Origin of the sequence: Nocardiopsis sp. NPDC050513 (genome assembly GCF_044457925.1) — a bacterium.
Taxonomy (GTDB): Bacteria; Actinomycetota; Actinomycetes; order Streptosporangiales; family Streptosporangiaceae; genus Nocardiopsis.
This window is the reverse complement of the sequence record NZ_JBITHK010000003.1, coordinates 447,512-460,127: the sequence shown is the minus strand read 5'-3', so window position 1 is coordinate 460,127 and position 12,616 is coordinate 447,512. Positions and strand designations below refer to the sequence as shown.

Below are 12,616 nucleotides of genomic sequence, written 5' to 3'. Positions count from 1 at the left end.
GAGGTCGCCCCGTGCGATACCTGCGCAACCTGATCCTGAGGCTGTGGCCCCCACCCTGCGGACGCCACGCCCGCTTCAACCTCCGGCCAGCCTCGCTGGACGGCCGCCACCCGATCCCCCGGCCCCGCCCCCCGGTTCCCCGGCGGGCGTCCGTCTCGTCGACCCCGCCGCCCCCGACCCCGGTGGACGACCCCACGCTCGCGCGCCCCTACCTCCTGGCCGCCGAGCTCCGCCGCACCCTGCGGCCCGCCGTCCAGGAGCGCCACGACACCCTCACCTTCGGAGTCACCGCGCCTCCGGAGACACCGTCCGTCGACCTGGAGGACCTGGCCGTCGCTCTGCGCGGCTGGCACGAGCTCGCGGGGGTGGGGTCATGACCACGCGACGCCGCCGCCGAGCGCACCGCGTCCGCCGCTACGCCGACCCCGCCCCCGCGTGGATCCTCGCCTCCACGCTGATCGCCCGCGCGGTCGAGATCTGGCTGGAGGCGGTCCGATGAACCTCCGCGCACGGGCTGACCTGACGGGCACCGACGGCCGCACCCTCGGGAAGAGGAGGCGAGGCCGGTGATGGACATGCGGATCGAGGACTTCCTCGACACCATCCGGTCCGCGCTCCTGGTGCCGGGCGGGGCGACGCCCGACGCCGAGGCGGTCCGCACGGCGACCACGCGGGCGAACGCGGTCGCCGTGGCGATCGCGATCGATGCCGCTCTGGAGTCCGGCGACGTGGAGGCCGCGACCGACATGCTGCTCTCGGCCACGGTCCCCGAACCCCGCCGGGAGTCGCCGTGACGCGACACCAGCGCTCCGGAGCCAAGGCACGCGTCGCCGCGGCCATCCGTGGACGGTGGGTCATCGGTGCGCACGACGGCGGCCTGGTCGCCCAGCGCCGGTTGTGCCTGCCCGAACTCACCGACGACCAGCGTTCGCGCGGCATGGTGAACCGCATCGAAGCCGCCACCTGGGCCGATCTGGACCACCTGCTCGCGGAGCAGGCCCGCCTGTCCCACCCGTAGACCGGCCGTGTCCCGGTTCCTTCCGCCAGCCCGGGGCACGGCCGGTACCGCGTCGTCGCGGCGTCAGGCCGACGTCCGCCCGCGCACCAGCGCCAGCAGCTCGTCCACCGACCACTGGTCGTCGGCGTGCGTTCCGTACTTGCGGGCGAGGATCCGCCCCTCGGAGCCGACGAGGAAGTCCGCGGGCAGCCCGAGGATGTCGTCCCCGTCCGGCGACCCGGTCAGGGGCGCCCCCGCGCGGACTCCGTCGCGGATCACCGCCCAGCTGCGGGGCCGCAGCGGCGAGGTGAACACCCGGGGGTGCAGGAGCGCGCGCACCCCGCGCTCCACCCCGAACTCGGCGTACAGCTCCCGGTCGGGGTCGGCCACGGCGTCGAACGGCAGCGCTCCCTGGTGGGGGAGCATGTCGCGGACGCTGGAGTGGAACAGGACCACCTCCCGGACGCCGGCGGCGGTGATCTCGTCGTACCGGCGGGCCACCGTGCGCAGATGGAGGTTGCACACCGGGCATCCGGCGAACCGCCGGAACTGGAGGTGGACCAGCCGGTCGGGGTCGGGCACGGGGACGCGTTCGGAGCGGATGGTGGTCAGCTCCCTCGGGGGGACGGTGTCGCCGGGGGAGAGGCGGGGCGGGTTCTCTGGGTGGGTCACGAGGTCCTCCCGGCGGTGGACGGGCGCAGGTGGGCGAGCTTGTCGGGGTTGGCGACGGTGTAGATGTCGCTGACGCGGTCGCCTCGCAGGTCGAGCACGACCGCGGCGAAGAGCTCCCCCTCGCGGAGCAGCAGCGCGGCTGGGGTGTCGTTGACCAGTTCGTGCGTGAACTCCCTGATCGGGTCACGGCCGGTGGCGATCCCCACGAGGAAGCGGGCGACCCTGTCGCGCCCCTCGATCGGACGGCGGCTCGCTCTGCGGACCTTGCCGCCGCCGTCGTTCCACATGGTCACGTCAGGGGCGAGGACCTCCATCAGGGTCGCGACGTCCCCGCTCAGGGCCGCTTCGACGAATCTGCCGGTCACGGCCCGCTGAAGTCCGGGATCGGCCTCGTAGCGGGGGCGCCGGGCGCGCACGTGCCGGCGGGCGCGGCGGCCCAGTTGGCGGACGGCCGCCGGGGTGCGGCCGAGGATGCCCGCGATCTCCGTGTTCCCGTAGCCGAAGACCTCGCGGAGGACGAACACCGCGCGCTCCAGCGGCGAGAGCGACTCCAGGACGACGAGGAGCGCGAGCGAGACCGATTCGGTCCGCAGGACCTCCGCGGAGGCGTCCTCGCCGGTGACGAGCGGTTCGGGCAGCCACGGGCCGAGGTAGGACTCCCTGCGGCGGCGGACGGCCTCCTGCCGCGCCAGGGCCTGGTTGACGGCCACGCGGACCAGGTACGCGCGGGGGTGCCCGACGGGAGGCGCCGTGCGGTCCCGGTGGCGCGCGGACCACGCCAGCCAGGTCTCCTGGAGGACGTCCTCGGTGTCGGCGACCGTGCCGAGCATGCCGTAGACGACGGAGAACAGCAGCTCGCGGTGGTCGACGTAGTGGTCCGTGGCCTCCCGGAGGGCCGTGTCGGGGACGGTCGGGGGATCGGTTCGGGGCGGATCGGTCTGGGGCATGGGGGCCTCCTCGTCGTGGTCCCATTCTGGGAGGGGGACGGGCCCCGGAACGTGACATCTGTCAGTGCCGAAGCCGGGTGGTTCCGCACGGCGAGGCGGTGACAACGGCGTCTGGTCGGCGTGGACGCGGTTCGCGAGCATGGTGGACATGACGACGAGAGCGCACACCGCAGCCCCCGACGGCCCGACGAGCGCCGCGACCGGCGGACCCGCCGTGGCCGTCAGCGGCCTCCGGCAGCACTACGGCGACTTCGAGGCGGTCAGGGGCGTCTCCTTCGAGATCCGCCCCGGCGAGCTGTTCGCCCTCCTCGGCACCAACGGCGCGGGCAAGACCACCACCATCGAGACGCTGGAGGGGTTCCGCCGCCCCAGCTCCGGCACCGTCCGCGTGTTCGGCGAGGACCCCTACGGCCAACCCGCCGCGATCCGCGAGCGCACCAACGCGGTCCTCCAGGGCAGCGGCCTGATGGAGGACCTGACCGTCCAGGAGACCGTCGACCTCGCCCGCGACCTGGCCGCCCAGCCGCGCGGCGCCGGGGAGGTCCTGGACATGGTGAGCCTCACCGACAAGCGCGCGGTCCCGGTCCGCCAGCTGTCCGGAGGGCAGAAGCGCCGCCTGGACCTCGCCCTGGCCCTGGTGACCGCCCCCGAGGTGCTCTACCTCGACGAGCCGACGACGGGCATGGACCCCGAGGCGCGGATCGAGACCTGGCGGACCCTCTCCGACCTGAAGAAGGACGGCGTGGCCATCCTGCTGACCACGCACTACCTGGAGGAGGCCGAGCGGCTCGCCGACCGGCTCGCGATCATGCACCGCGGCGAGGTGCGCGTCGAGGGCACGCTGGCGGACGTGGTGGAGGGCTGGGGCGACCGGGTGGCCTTCGCCGTCCCGGAGGACGTCAGCACGGACGACCTGCCCGCTCTGGAGGGCGCCGACCTGGCGGTGGAGACCAGGGACCACGCCCTCTGGGCCACCTACACCGTCAGGCACGCGGACGTGGCCGACCGCGCCCACCACGCGGTCGCGGCCCTCCTGGCCTGGGCCGGGGAGCGGCGCACCACCCTGCGCCACCTCCAGGTCCGGAGCGCCTCCCTGGAGGACGTCTTCCTCAGCGTCGCCGACGGCGCCGCCGACCTGGTCTGACCCCCGTCCCATCCCCGACGAGACCCGCGCCGCCCCCGGCGCGTCCCACCCGAGGAGCCACCGTGAGCCCCACCACAGCGACCACCGCGCAGGCGCCGACCACCCGCCCCTCCCTCCACTGGGTCCGGCGGACACTGAGGCTGACCCGCACCGAATTCACCCTGTTCGTGCGGTACAAGACCGCCTGGTGGATCCTGTCGATGCCGCTGCTGTTCCTGCTCCTCACCTCGCAGATGCCCGCCTCCGAGGTGCTGGACGGAGTCAGCTCGGCCGAGCTGGCCATGGCCGGGGTGCTGGGCACCACCGGCGTGTTCGTCGGCGTCGGCCACGCCTCCAACGTCTTCGCCGCCCGCCGCGAGTCCCTCGTGCTCAAGCGGCTGAGGGTGAGCGGCGTGCCCCCGCTGGTGGTCTTCGGCGCCACGACCGCGATCATCGTCCTCTTCTCACTGGCCGCCGCCGTCGTGATGGTCGGCCTGATCGCCGTGCTGCTCGGCGAGACCCCGCGCGACCCGCTCATGCTGGCGGTGGCCGTGGCGCTGAACGCCGCCGTGATGACCCTGGTCGGCCTGCTCGTCACGCCGTACGTGCGCAACGCCGAGAGCGCCCAGATGGTGTCCGTGCTCCCGATGATGGGCCTGCTGCTCCTGGGCGGCGTGTACTTCCCGCTGGACTTCCTGCCCGACGGTGTGCGCCAGGCGGTCGAGCTGCTGCCGGTGGCTCCCACGGCCCAGCTCGCCCAGGCGGCCTACTCCGGGTACGACGTCTTCGGCGGGTACGCGGGGGCGGAGCCCACGGGCTTCCTCGGGCTGTGGCTGGCGGCGCTGCCCGAGGTGGGCGTGGTGCTGGTGTGGATGGTGCTGCTGTCCCTGCTGGTCAAGCGCGTGTTCCGGTGGGACCCCCGCCAGGCGTGAGACCGGGCCACGAGCGCGGAGGCGCCGCGGAGGCACCCCCCTCCCCGGTGCCTTCCGCGCGTGCGGGCGCCGCACGGAGCACCGATACTCGAAGGGGCCCGGCGGGCGGCGGGCCGTCACCGGAGGCGGGGAGGCAGCGTGGGCGGCGACGTGGGAGGAGCCCACGGCACGGACGGGCGCTACGGGTTCAAGCTCAGGGCGGCGCGGCTCGTCATCCTGGTGACGGTCCTCAGCGGTGTGTCGGGGGTGCTCGTCTGGCCGGTGGTCGACGTCGTGGCCCGTGCCGAGCTGGAGGACCCGGCCCCCTGGCCGCCGACGCTGTGCCTGGTTCCGGCCGTGGGCGCGGCCGCGCTGCTCTGTGTCATCGTCTGGCGGCGGATCAACGCGCGGCGGAACGCGGATCCGTGGCTCTACTGGGGCTCGCTCGGGCTGGTCTGCGCGACCTACGCGCTCATGGCCAACCCGGTGTTCGCCCTGTTCACGGTCGGCGTCTGGTGGGGGCTGGCCGTGTTCGCCGCCCCGACCCGGCGCACGGCGCGGGTGACCGCCGCCCTGGCCGTCGTGACCTGGCTGTACCTGCCCCTGTCCCCCGGGGAGCACTCCGTGGCCCTGTTCGCGGTGATGTGGGTCGTCGCGTTCTTCCAGGCGCTGCTGATGGCGGGCGCCTCCGCCGCCTCCCTCTGGCTGTGGGACGCCACCACGGACGCGGTGGAGGGCCAGCGCGCGCGGGCCCGGTTGGCGGTGACGGAGGAGCGGCTGCGGTTCTCCCGGGACATGCACGACCTGCTGGGGCACAGCCTGTCGGCGCTCGCGGTCAAGTCCGAGCTGGCCGGGCGCCTGCTGGAGGCGTCCCCGGAGCGGGCGGCGGCCGAGATGGCGGAGGTCCAGGCGTTGGCCCGCACCTCCCTCCAGCAGGTGCGCTGCGCCGTGAGCGGGTACCGCGAGGTGCGCCTGGCCGACGAGGTGGAGTCGGTGACCGCCCTGGTGCGCGCCGGCCGGGCCGAGGCCGTCGTCACCGGACTGGACGGGCTGGACCTGCCCCGGGACACCCAGACGCTGGCCGCGTGGGTGGTGCGCGAGTCGGTGACCAACGTGCTGAGGCACAGCGACGCCACCCGGTGCCGGATCGGTTTCACGTCGACCAGGGACCCGGGCACGGGGACGGAGACGCTCGTGGTGGAGGTGGCCAACGACCGGGCGGGAGGAGCGTCCGGGGACCGCACGGTCTTCGGCAACGGCCTCTCGGGGCTGTCGGAGCGGGTCGCGGCGGGCGGCGGCTCGCTGTCGGCGGCGCGGACCGGGGACGGGGGCTTCCTGGTACGGGCCGTGCTGCCCGTGGGACGGCGGACGGCGGAGACCGGTGAGACCGCCCTGGCGGAGAGGGGAGCGCGGTGACCGGCGGACTCGGCACGGGCCGGGGCGGGAACGGCGAGGACGCGGGAGCCGACCGGAGGATCCGCGTCGCCCGGCGGGCACTCGTGGCGTCGATGTCCATGCTCGACGCCCTGTTCGTCTTCTTCGTACTCCTGGACGCGGTGTCGGCGGCCGTGGAGGGGATCGCGCTGTGGCCCTCCGTCGTCGCCCTGCCCCTCGCGGTCGGGGCGGCCGTCCTGCTGCACCTCCTCTTCCTGGGCAGGCTGGACGGGCGGCGCGAGCCCGCCCCCGGCCCGTACTGGGGGTCGGTGGTCCTGATCGTGCTGTGCTGCGCGGCGGTCCAGTCGCCCCTCCACCGCGTGATCGTGCTCGCGCTGTGGTGGGCGGTCGTCGTGTTCGTCGCCTCGCGCCGCCGGGGGGCGGCGGTCAGCGCGCTGACCCTGGCCCTGCCGTGGCTGCTCATCCCGTTCACCCAGGTGGACGTCCAGATCGTCCCGTTCCTGGTGACGTGGGCGCTGGGGATCGTGTACGCGCTCATGCTGTGCGTGGGGATGCTGACCTGCGTGTGGCTCTGGGAGATCGTGAACGACGCGGTGGCCGGCCAGCGCGCGCGGGCCCGGTTGGCGGTGACGGAGGAGCGGCTGCGGTTCTCCCGGGACATGCACGACCTGCTGGGGCACAGCCTGTCGGCGCTCGCGGTCAAGGCGGAACTGGCCTCGCGGCTCGCCGGACGGGACCGCGAACGGGCGGCCGCGGAGATCGCCGAGGTCCGGGCGCTGGCGCGCACGTCGCTCGCGCAGGTGCGCGCGGCGGTCAGCGGCTACCGGGAGGTCAGCCTGGCCGAGGAGGTGGCGTCCGTGAGCGCGGTCCTGCGCGCCGACCGGACGGAGGTCACGGTCACGGGGCTGGACGGCGTGGAGGCCTCGCCCGGGGCGGCGGCGCTGGCCGCGTGGGTGGTGCGCGAGGGCGCGACCAACGTGTTGCGGCACAGCGACGCCACCCGGTGCCGGATCGTGTTCACGCGGACCGCGGACGCCAGCGCGGGTCCGCGGGCGCTGGTCGTGGAGGTGGCCAACGACCGCGCGCGGTCCGGTGAGCGGAGGGAGGCGGCCTCGGGCAACGGGCTGGCGGGGCTGTCGGAGCGGGTCGCGGCGGGCGGCGGCTCGCTGTCGGCGGCGCGGACCGGGGACGGCGGCTTCCTGCTGCGGGCCGTCCTGCCCCTGTGAGCGCGTCCCGCGCGCCCACCGCCGGTGACCCGGTCCCGCCCGGGTCAGCCCGACCAGAGGCGCAGGAGCGCCGCCCGGGAGACGCGCGGCGTGAACGGACCGGTGCGCGGCGGCGCGAAGGGGTGGGGGAGCGTCGCCGCTCCGGACACGGGGGTCGGCGTGGGCGGCTGCGGTGAGTCGGGCAGCACACGCGGTCCCGGCAGGAGGCGGCCCGCGGTCGGCAGCGGCCGACCGCCGCCGGCGGCGCCGGAGCGGGGACCGGTCGGCGGGGGAGCGTCCGCGCCCGCGTCCGGTGACCGCGCCCCGACCGGTCGGACGGGCGGCGACGGCCGGGCGGGGCCGGGTGCGGCCGGGGTCCCGTTGGAGCGGATCACTCCGAGCACGCGGTCGATCTCGGACGGACTGAGCGGTCCGTCCGCGTCGGCCACGGCGATGAGCACCTCGGCGTACAGCTCGATCTCGTCCAGCGCGACGTGGTCGTGGAGGTGGAGGGGGTCGCGCGGGCGGGCGCCGGGGTCGTGGTCCACGTACGCACACCTCCCGGATGACAGCGGTGCCGCGGGTCGGGTGACGGAACGCCCGCTTCCGGTCCGGCGTGGCGCGGGCGCGACGGACCCTGGCCACGGGGCGTGGGACCCCCCAGGCTACGCGGGGCGCGGTCGGGCGCACATGACCCGTGCGGACCAGTGGCCGGGTCACCCGGTCTAGTCAGGGATGGAACCGCGTCCGCCCCTCCCGCGCCGCCGACCCGTGCTCTCGTCGGTTCCCCGGACCGGGCGGTCAGCGCCAGGCGACGTCCCGGTGCTGGACGGCGTAGCCCGCGTACGCGGTCGGGGTGTGCTCCAGGACGCTCCGGTCGTCGTCGTTCAACTCCCGGACGACCCTGCCCGGCACGCCCGCCCACAGCGTGTCCGGCGGCACCGTCTTGCCGGGGGGAACCAGGGACCCGGCGGCCACGAGCGCGCCCCTCCCGACACGGGCGCCGCCGAGGACGATCGCGCCGATCCCGATGAGCGCGCCCTCCTCGACGACCGCGCCGTGCACCATCGCCTTGTGTCCCAGGCTGACGCCGTCGTGCAGGATCGCTGGCTGGCCGGGGTCGGAGTGCATCCCGCACTGGTCCTGGATGTTCACCCTCCGGCCGACCACGATGTCCTCGGTGTCGGCGCGCAGGACCGATCCGTACCAGACACTGCTCTCGGCGCCGAGCCGGACCCGGCCGACGACGACGGCGCCGGGGGCGATCCAGGCGGTGGGGTCGATGTCCGGCTCGCCGAACGGGGCCCCGCCGATCATCGGTCCCGTGCCGTCCGGGCGATCGTTGGCCATGGCGTCCATTTCAGGTCCTCCATACGTGCTGTTGGCATTCGGGCTGCCCGAGTATGCGTGATTTTCGTGAAAGGTGGGGGAGGAGTTGACCGCTCAGCCCCCGCCCGGGGATGATCGCGCTTACCTTAGTAAGAACGTGACCAGCGGCCACACGGTGATGTACCCGTCGGGGATATTGACGGGGTCGTGTCACCGGGGTCTACCGTGGTCGCCTGGACGGTGTCCACGACGTGACGTTCCGTGCGAGGCCGGTTCCCCCATCCGGTCGGCGCGGCGGGGCGGGACAGCCCGCGGGCGCGACCCGGGCCAACGGGTCCGGCGGGTGTCCCGCCGACAACTGGGTACGGGGCAACTCACCTTCTGCGACGTGCAGTCGGACGGTGTTAAGGACATGAAAGGCACATGAGCGAAATGTTGCCGGGCGGCGGACTGCAACAAGACAGGTTCCCGACGGTGCGCAAGGGCGGCTACGACAAGGCGCACGTCGACGACTACTTCGTACGGATGGACAACCAGTTCAAGGACCTCCGCGAGCGATTGCAGCGGATGGACGACGAGCTGGAGCAGTACAAGCGCGACCTCGCGATCGCTCGGGAGAAGGCCCAGGTCAAGCCTGAGCACGAGCAGATCAGCGAGCGGATGGCCGAGATCCTCAGGATCACCGAGGAGGAGGCCGCGGACCGTCGTGCCAAGGTCGCGGCCGAGGTCGAGGAGACCCGGCAGAAGGCCGAGGAGGAGATCGCCAAGCGGCGCAAGGACTCCGAGAAGGAGGCCGAGCGGATCGTGTCCTCCTCGCGCACCGAGGCCAACGAGATGGTCTCCAGCGCGAAGAAGGAGGCCGACCAGCTGCGCGAGCAGGCCAAGACGGAGGGCGACCGCCGTCTGAACGAGGCCGAGACGCGGGCCAAGAAGATCCACGACACCGCGGACCGCAGGCTCGCGACCCTGACCGCGACGCACGCCGAGGCCCTCCGCCGCCTGAAGGACATGCACTCGACGCTGGCCGACCTGGTCACGGCCGAGGACAAGGCGGGCGCGCTGGAGACGGGTCTGAGCCGCGAGGAGAACATCCTCCCGCCGCCCGACCCGAAGGCCAAGGCGGCCAAGCCCGCCGCCGACACCGCCGCGGAGCCGAAGGACGCGCGGCCCGCGGGCGTCGCGAAGCCGGTCCCGGCGGCCAAGCCGGTCCCGGTGGCCAAGCCCGCGGGGGCGGCCAGGCCGGCCGACGCCCCGAAGCCCGTGGACACGTCCAAGCCCGCGGACGCCCCCGGGTTCGGTGACGAGGCGACCACGAAGCTGACCCCGGTCAAGCCCGAGTCGGACGAGGCCACCGTCCGGATCACGCCGGTGTCCCTGCCCGGGCAGAACGCGCAGGAGGGCCCCAAGGTCGCCGACGCGGCTCCGCGTCCGCCGCAGGCCGCGGCTCCGCCCACCGGCGGTCCGGTGCACGGCGTCCCGGCCCCCGGCGCTCCGGCTCCGGGCGGGCCCGGCGTGCCGAGCGGACCGCAGCAGCCGGTCACGCCTCCCGGCGGGGCCGCCGACACGGACATCACCGGGGTGTACAACCGTCCGGAGTCCCCGCAGCCGCCGAAGGGCGACGAGGGCGTGCGGATCTTCCGCAGGGAGTAGCGGCCACGGTCGCACCCGGTCCGATCACCGGGTACAAGGGGCGGGACCAGCGGTCCCGCCCCCAGGGCGTGTTCGGCGGACACTTGCCCTGCTGCGCGACGAGCAGCATCCACCGAACGCGCCCTTGGCGTTTTGTGGCCAGTTGTAGGCCGACGTCCGCCTTGTCGCAGGCTGTCGGCTACGATGCCGTCAGCCATGATGATACGCGCGGCCATCCGGTCCGACCTCGGGGCGATTCTGCGTCTGCTCAGGGAACTCGGCGACTCCACCGACACGCAGAGCGCACACGTCCGCATGTCCTCCGCGGCCGTGCGCGCCTGGACGCGCATGGAGGGCGACCCCGACCGCATGGTGCTCGTCGCCGAGGAGCGCGGCCAGATCATCGGCACCCTGGACCTGCTGATCGTGGCGAACCTGACGCACGACGCCCAGCCGTGGGCCGTGGTGGACAACCTCGTGGTCGACCCGCAGCGGCGCGGCGGCGGCATCGGTCGGGCGCTGATGGAGGACGCCCTGGACCGGGCGACCAGGGCCGGCTGCTACAAGGTCGAGCTGCTCGCGCACGAGAGCCGCGACCGTGCCTCGGGCTTCTCCGCCGCGCTCGGGTTCGACGCCTCCCACGAGGGCTTCCGCCGCTACCTCTGACCGTCCGGCTCGGGCGCGTTCCCGCCGCGCAGCGGCACCCCGCGCATGCACAGCACCGCGACCAGGCCGAGCACGGCGACAGGGACTCCAGCGACGAACACGCCCTGCATGGCGTGGTCGAACGCGCCCACGATCACCTCCCGGACGGGTCCCGGCAGCGAGTGCACCAGTTCCGGTGACCCCTGTGCCGCCTCGGCCGCGCCCGCCCAGTCCTGTGCCGCCCCGTCCGCGGGCGCCGCGTCCGCCGCCGCGCCCAGCTCGGCGTTGAGCCGGGCCACCATCACCGCGCCCAGCGCGGCCACGCCCGTCGAGCCGCCGAGGTTGCGGAAGAACGTCAGGGTGGCCGTCCCCGACGCCAGGTCGGCGGTGGGCAGGGCGCTCTGCGTGGCGAGCAGCAGGAGCTGGAGGTTGAGCCCGATCCCGAGGCCGACCAGCGCCTGCCCCGCGACGACCACGGCCAGGCCCGGCAGCACCGGGCTCGCGCTGAGGACGGCGAAGCCAGCGACGGCCAGGACCATGCCAGCGACCGTGTACCCCTTCCACCGGCCGTTCCCGCTCACCGCGAACCCCGACCCGATCGACGTGACGAGGAACGAGACGACCAGCGGCAGGGTCATCAGCCCGGAGACCGTCGGAGACATGCCGTGCACCATCTGGAGGTACTGCGGCATGTAGATGATCAGGCCGAACATCATCACGCCGACGCAGACCGAGCCGGTCGAGGCCAGGACGAACGTGCGGTCGCGGAACAGGCGGGTGGGGACGATGGGGTCGGCGGCGCGCCGTTCGACGAGCACGGCGGCGACGGTGAGCAGCAGCGTCCCCGCGCCGAGGGCGACGGCGGTCGGCGAGGTCCAGGGGATCTGGGTGCCGCCCAGGCTGAGCAGGACGATCAGCGTGCTGGCCGCGCTGAACACCAGACCGGCGCCGAGCCAGTCGACGGGCGCGCTCCGGCGGGGCCGGGCGGGCAGGGTGAGCATGGCCTGGATGACGGCGAAGGCCACGACGGCCAGCGGCACGGTGATGAGGAAGCACCACCGCCAGCCCAGCGGGCTGTCCACGAGGAACCCGCCCACCAGCGGTCCCAGGACGGTGGAGACGCCGAAGACCATACCGATCAGGCCGCTGTAGCGGCCGCGCTCGCGGGGCGGCACGACGTCGCCCAGGATGATGTTGGGCAGCGTGGCCAGGCCGCCGAGGCCCAGTCCCTGGAGCGCGCGGGCCGCGATCAGCGCGTCGACGTCCTGGGCCGTGCCCGCGGCGAGCGAGGCGGCGATGAAGACGCCCAGCGCGATCTGGAAGAGGAGCTTGCGCCCCCACACGTCCGAGAGCTTGCCCCAGACGGGTGTGGACGCGGTCATCGTCAGGAGCGCCGCGGTGGCGACCCAGGCCAGGCGGTCCTGGCCGCCGAGCTCGCCCATGATCGTCGGCAGCGCGGTCCCGATGATCGAGTTGGTGAGCATGGAGGTGAGCATGGCCAGGACCAGCCCGGCCATGACGCGGCGCACGGTCCGCCGGGGCACCGCGGCGTCGGGCGGGGCCGCCGGGGGTGTCGGAGGGGCGTCGGCGGTCGCGGCGGAGAGGGGCCGGGGCCCGGGTTCGGGGAGCCCGCCTCCGGGGTCGCGCTCGTGCCGTACCGACTGTTCCATGGGTCCCCCGAATCCGGGCGCGGCAACGCCCCGCGGCTGACTGCCGGGGGCGGGGCGTCCGTGATCCGGTATATGTAAACGCTGTTGACCTGT

General features: G+C 74.2%; 15 protein-coding genes. 10 read left to right on the top strand and 5 right to left on the bottom strand.

The genetic code is table 11. From position 1 onward, the window contains the following. The first annotated feature begins 11 nt into the window (after positions 1–11). The 4 genes from ACIBFB_RS07375 (at position 12) to ACIBFB_RS07360 (ending at position 1,018) form a co-directional block, all read left to right on the top strand. The gene (locus ACIBFB_RS07375; RefSeq protein WP_397227282.1) at positions 12–377 is read left to right on the top strand and encodes a hypothetical protein; all 366 of its coding nucleotides are present in this window, start codon (positions 12–14) and stop codon (positions 375–377) included. Beyond that, positions 374–499 (top strand): hypothetical protein, encoded by a 126-nt coding sequence (locus ACIBFB_RS07370; protein ID WP_397227280.1) that lies wholly within the window; start codon positions 374–376, stop codon positions 497–499. The genes ACIBFB_RS07375 and ACIBFB_RS07370 overlap by 4 nt, the downstream gene beginning before the upstream one ends. Before the next feature lie 70 nt (positions 500–569). Then, positions 570–794: a hypothetical protein gene (locus ACIBFB_RS07365; protein WP_397227278.1), complete on the top strand. Its 225-nt coding sequence runs from the start codon at positions 570–572 to the stop codon at positions 792–794. Next, complete coding sequence (locus ACIBFB_RS07360) at positions 791–1,018, top strand: hypothetical protein (RefSeq protein WP_397227276.1); 228 nt, start codon at positions 791–793, stop codon at positions 1,016–1,018. The genes ACIBFB_RS07365 and ACIBFB_RS07360 overlap by 4 nt, the downstream gene beginning before the upstream one ends. A 63-nt stretch (positions 1,019–1,081) precedes the next feature. Here the strand turns inward: ACIBFB_RS07360 and ACIBFB_RS07355 are convergent, their stop codons facing one another. Both ACIBFB_RS07355 and sigJ read right to left on the bottom strand, forming a co-directional pair. After that, positions 1,082–1,669: a peroxiredoxin-like family protein gene (locus tag ACIBFB_RS07355; RefSeq protein WP_397227274.1), complete on the bottom strand. Its 588-nt coding sequence runs from the start codon at positions 1,667–1,669 to the stop codon at positions 1,082–1,084. Further along, on the bottom strand, positions 1,666–2,616 hold the full coding sequence (sigJ, locus tag ACIBFB_RS07350; protein WP_397227272.1) for an RNA polymerase sigma factor SigJ: 951 nt from the start codon (positions 2,614–2,616) through the stop codon (positions 1,666–1,668). The genes ACIBFB_RS07355 and sigJ overlap by 4 nt, the downstream gene beginning before the upstream one ends. A gap of 148 nt (positions 2,617–2,764) precedes the next feature. Between sigJ and ACIBFB_RS07345 the strand changes: the two genes are divergently transcribed. The 4 genes from ACIBFB_RS07345 (at position 2,765) to ACIBFB_RS07330 (ending at position 7,271) form a co-directional block, all read left to right on the top strand. Then, positions 2,765–3,760: an ABC transporter ATP-binding protein gene (locus ACIBFB_RS07345; RefSeq protein WP_397227270.1), complete on the top strand. Its 996-nt coding sequence runs from the start codon at positions 2,765–2,767 to the stop codon at positions 3,758–3,760. A 62-nt stretch (positions 3,761–3,822) separates the two neighbouring features. Beyond that, positions 3,823–4,671, top strand: coding sequence for an ABC transporter permease (locus ACIBFB_RS07340; RefSeq protein ID WP_397227268.1), 849 nt, complete (start codon positions 3,823–3,825; stop codon positions 4,669–4,671). A 138-nt stretch (positions 4,672–4,809) separates the two neighbouring features. Further along, positions 4,810–6,066, top strand: a complete 1,257-nt coding sequence (locus ACIBFB_RS07335) for a sensor histidine kinase (protein ID WP_397227266.1) — start codon at positions 4,810–4,812, stop codon at positions 6,064–6,066. After that, entirely contained in the window at positions 6,063–7,271 is a 1,209-nt protein-coding gene (locus ACIBFB_RS07330; protein ID WP_397227264.1) for a sensor histidine kinase, read from the top strand. The genes ACIBFB_RS07335 and ACIBFB_RS07330 overlap by 4 nt, the downstream gene beginning before the upstream one ends. A gap of 44 nt (positions 7,272–7,315) precedes the next feature. Here the strand turns inward: ACIBFB_RS07330 and ACIBFB_RS07325 are convergent, their stop codons facing one another. After that, the gene (locus ACIBFB_RS07325) at positions 7,316–7,798 is read right to left on the bottom strand and encodes a hypothetical protein (protein ID WP_397227262.1); all 483 of its coding nucleotides are present in this window, start codon (positions 7,796–7,798) and stop codon (positions 7,316–7,318) included. Positions 7,799–8,051: 253 nt separating this feature from the next. Then, the gene (locus ACIBFB_RS07320; protein ID WP_397227260.1) at positions 8,052–8,600 is read right to left on the bottom strand and encodes a gamma carbonic anhydrase family protein; all 549 of its coding nucleotides are present in this window, start codon (positions 8,598–8,600) and stop codon (positions 8,052–8,054) included. A gap of 411 nt (positions 8,601–9,011) precedes the next feature. Here ACIBFB_RS07320 and ACIBFB_RS07315 point away from each other — a divergent pair, with 411 nt between their 5' ends. Both ACIBFB_RS07315 and ACIBFB_RS07310 read left to right on the top strand, forming a co-directional pair. Then, a complete protein-coding gene (locus tag ACIBFB_RS07315; RefSeq protein WP_397227522.1) occupies positions 9,012–10,229 on the top strand; it encodes a cell division protein DivIVA in 1,218 nt (405 codons plus the stop codon). Positions 10,230–10,424: 195 nt separating this feature from the next. Then, the gene (locus ACIBFB_RS07310) at positions 10,425–10,874 is read left to right on the top strand and encodes a GNAT family N-acetyltransferase (protein ID WP_397227258.1); all 450 of its coding nucleotides are present in this window, start codon (positions 10,425–10,427) and stop codon (positions 10,872–10,874) included. Here ACIBFB_RS07310 and ACIBFB_RS07305 read toward each other — a convergent pair. After that, on the bottom strand, positions 10,865–12,523 hold the full coding sequence (locus ACIBFB_RS07305) for an MFS transporter (protein ID WP_397227256.1): 1,659 nt from the start codon (positions 12,521–12,523) through the stop codon (positions 10,865–10,867). The genes ACIBFB_RS07310 and ACIBFB_RS07305 overlap by 10 nt on opposite strands. Between the last annotated feature and the right edge of the window lie 93 nt (positions 12,524–12,616).

What these genes read in the sequence shown, in the direction of transcription:
- ACIBFB_RS07370 (WP_397227280.1), top strand. Translation starts at nt 374, where the DNA reads ATGACCACGCGACGCCGCCGCCGAGCGCACCGCGTCCGCCGCTACGCC.
- ACIBFB_RS07365 (WP_397227278.1), top strand. Translation starts at nt 570, where the DNA reads ATGGACATGCGGATCGAGGACTTCCTCGACACCATCCGGTCCGCGCTC.
- sigJ (WP_397227272.1), bottom strand. Translation starts at nt 2,616, where the DNA reads ATGCCCCAGACCGATCCGCCCCGAACCGATCCCCCGACCGTCCCCGAC.
- ACIBFB_RS07345 (WP_397227270.1), top strand. Translation starts at nt 2,765, where the DNA reads ATGACGACGAGAGCGCACACCGCAGCCCCCGACGGCCCGACGAGCGCC.
- ACIBFB_RS07320 (WP_397227260.1), bottom strand. Translation starts at nt 8,600, where the DNA reads ATGGCCAACGATCGCCCGGACGGCACGGGACCGATGATCGGCGGGGCC.
- ACIBFB_RS07315 (WP_397227522.1), top strand. Translation starts at nt 9,012, where the DNA reads ATGTTGCCGGGCGGCGGACTGCAACAAGACAGGTTCCCGACGGTGCGC.
- ACIBFB_RS07310 (WP_397227258.1), top strand. Translation starts at nt 10,425, where the DNA reads ATGATGATACGCGCGGCCATCCGGTCCGACCTCGGGGCGATTCTGCGT.
- ACIBFB_RS07305 (WP_397227256.1), bottom strand. Translation starts at nt 12,523, where the DNA reads ATGGAACAGTCGGTACGGCACGAGCGCGACCCCGGAGGCGGGCTCCCC.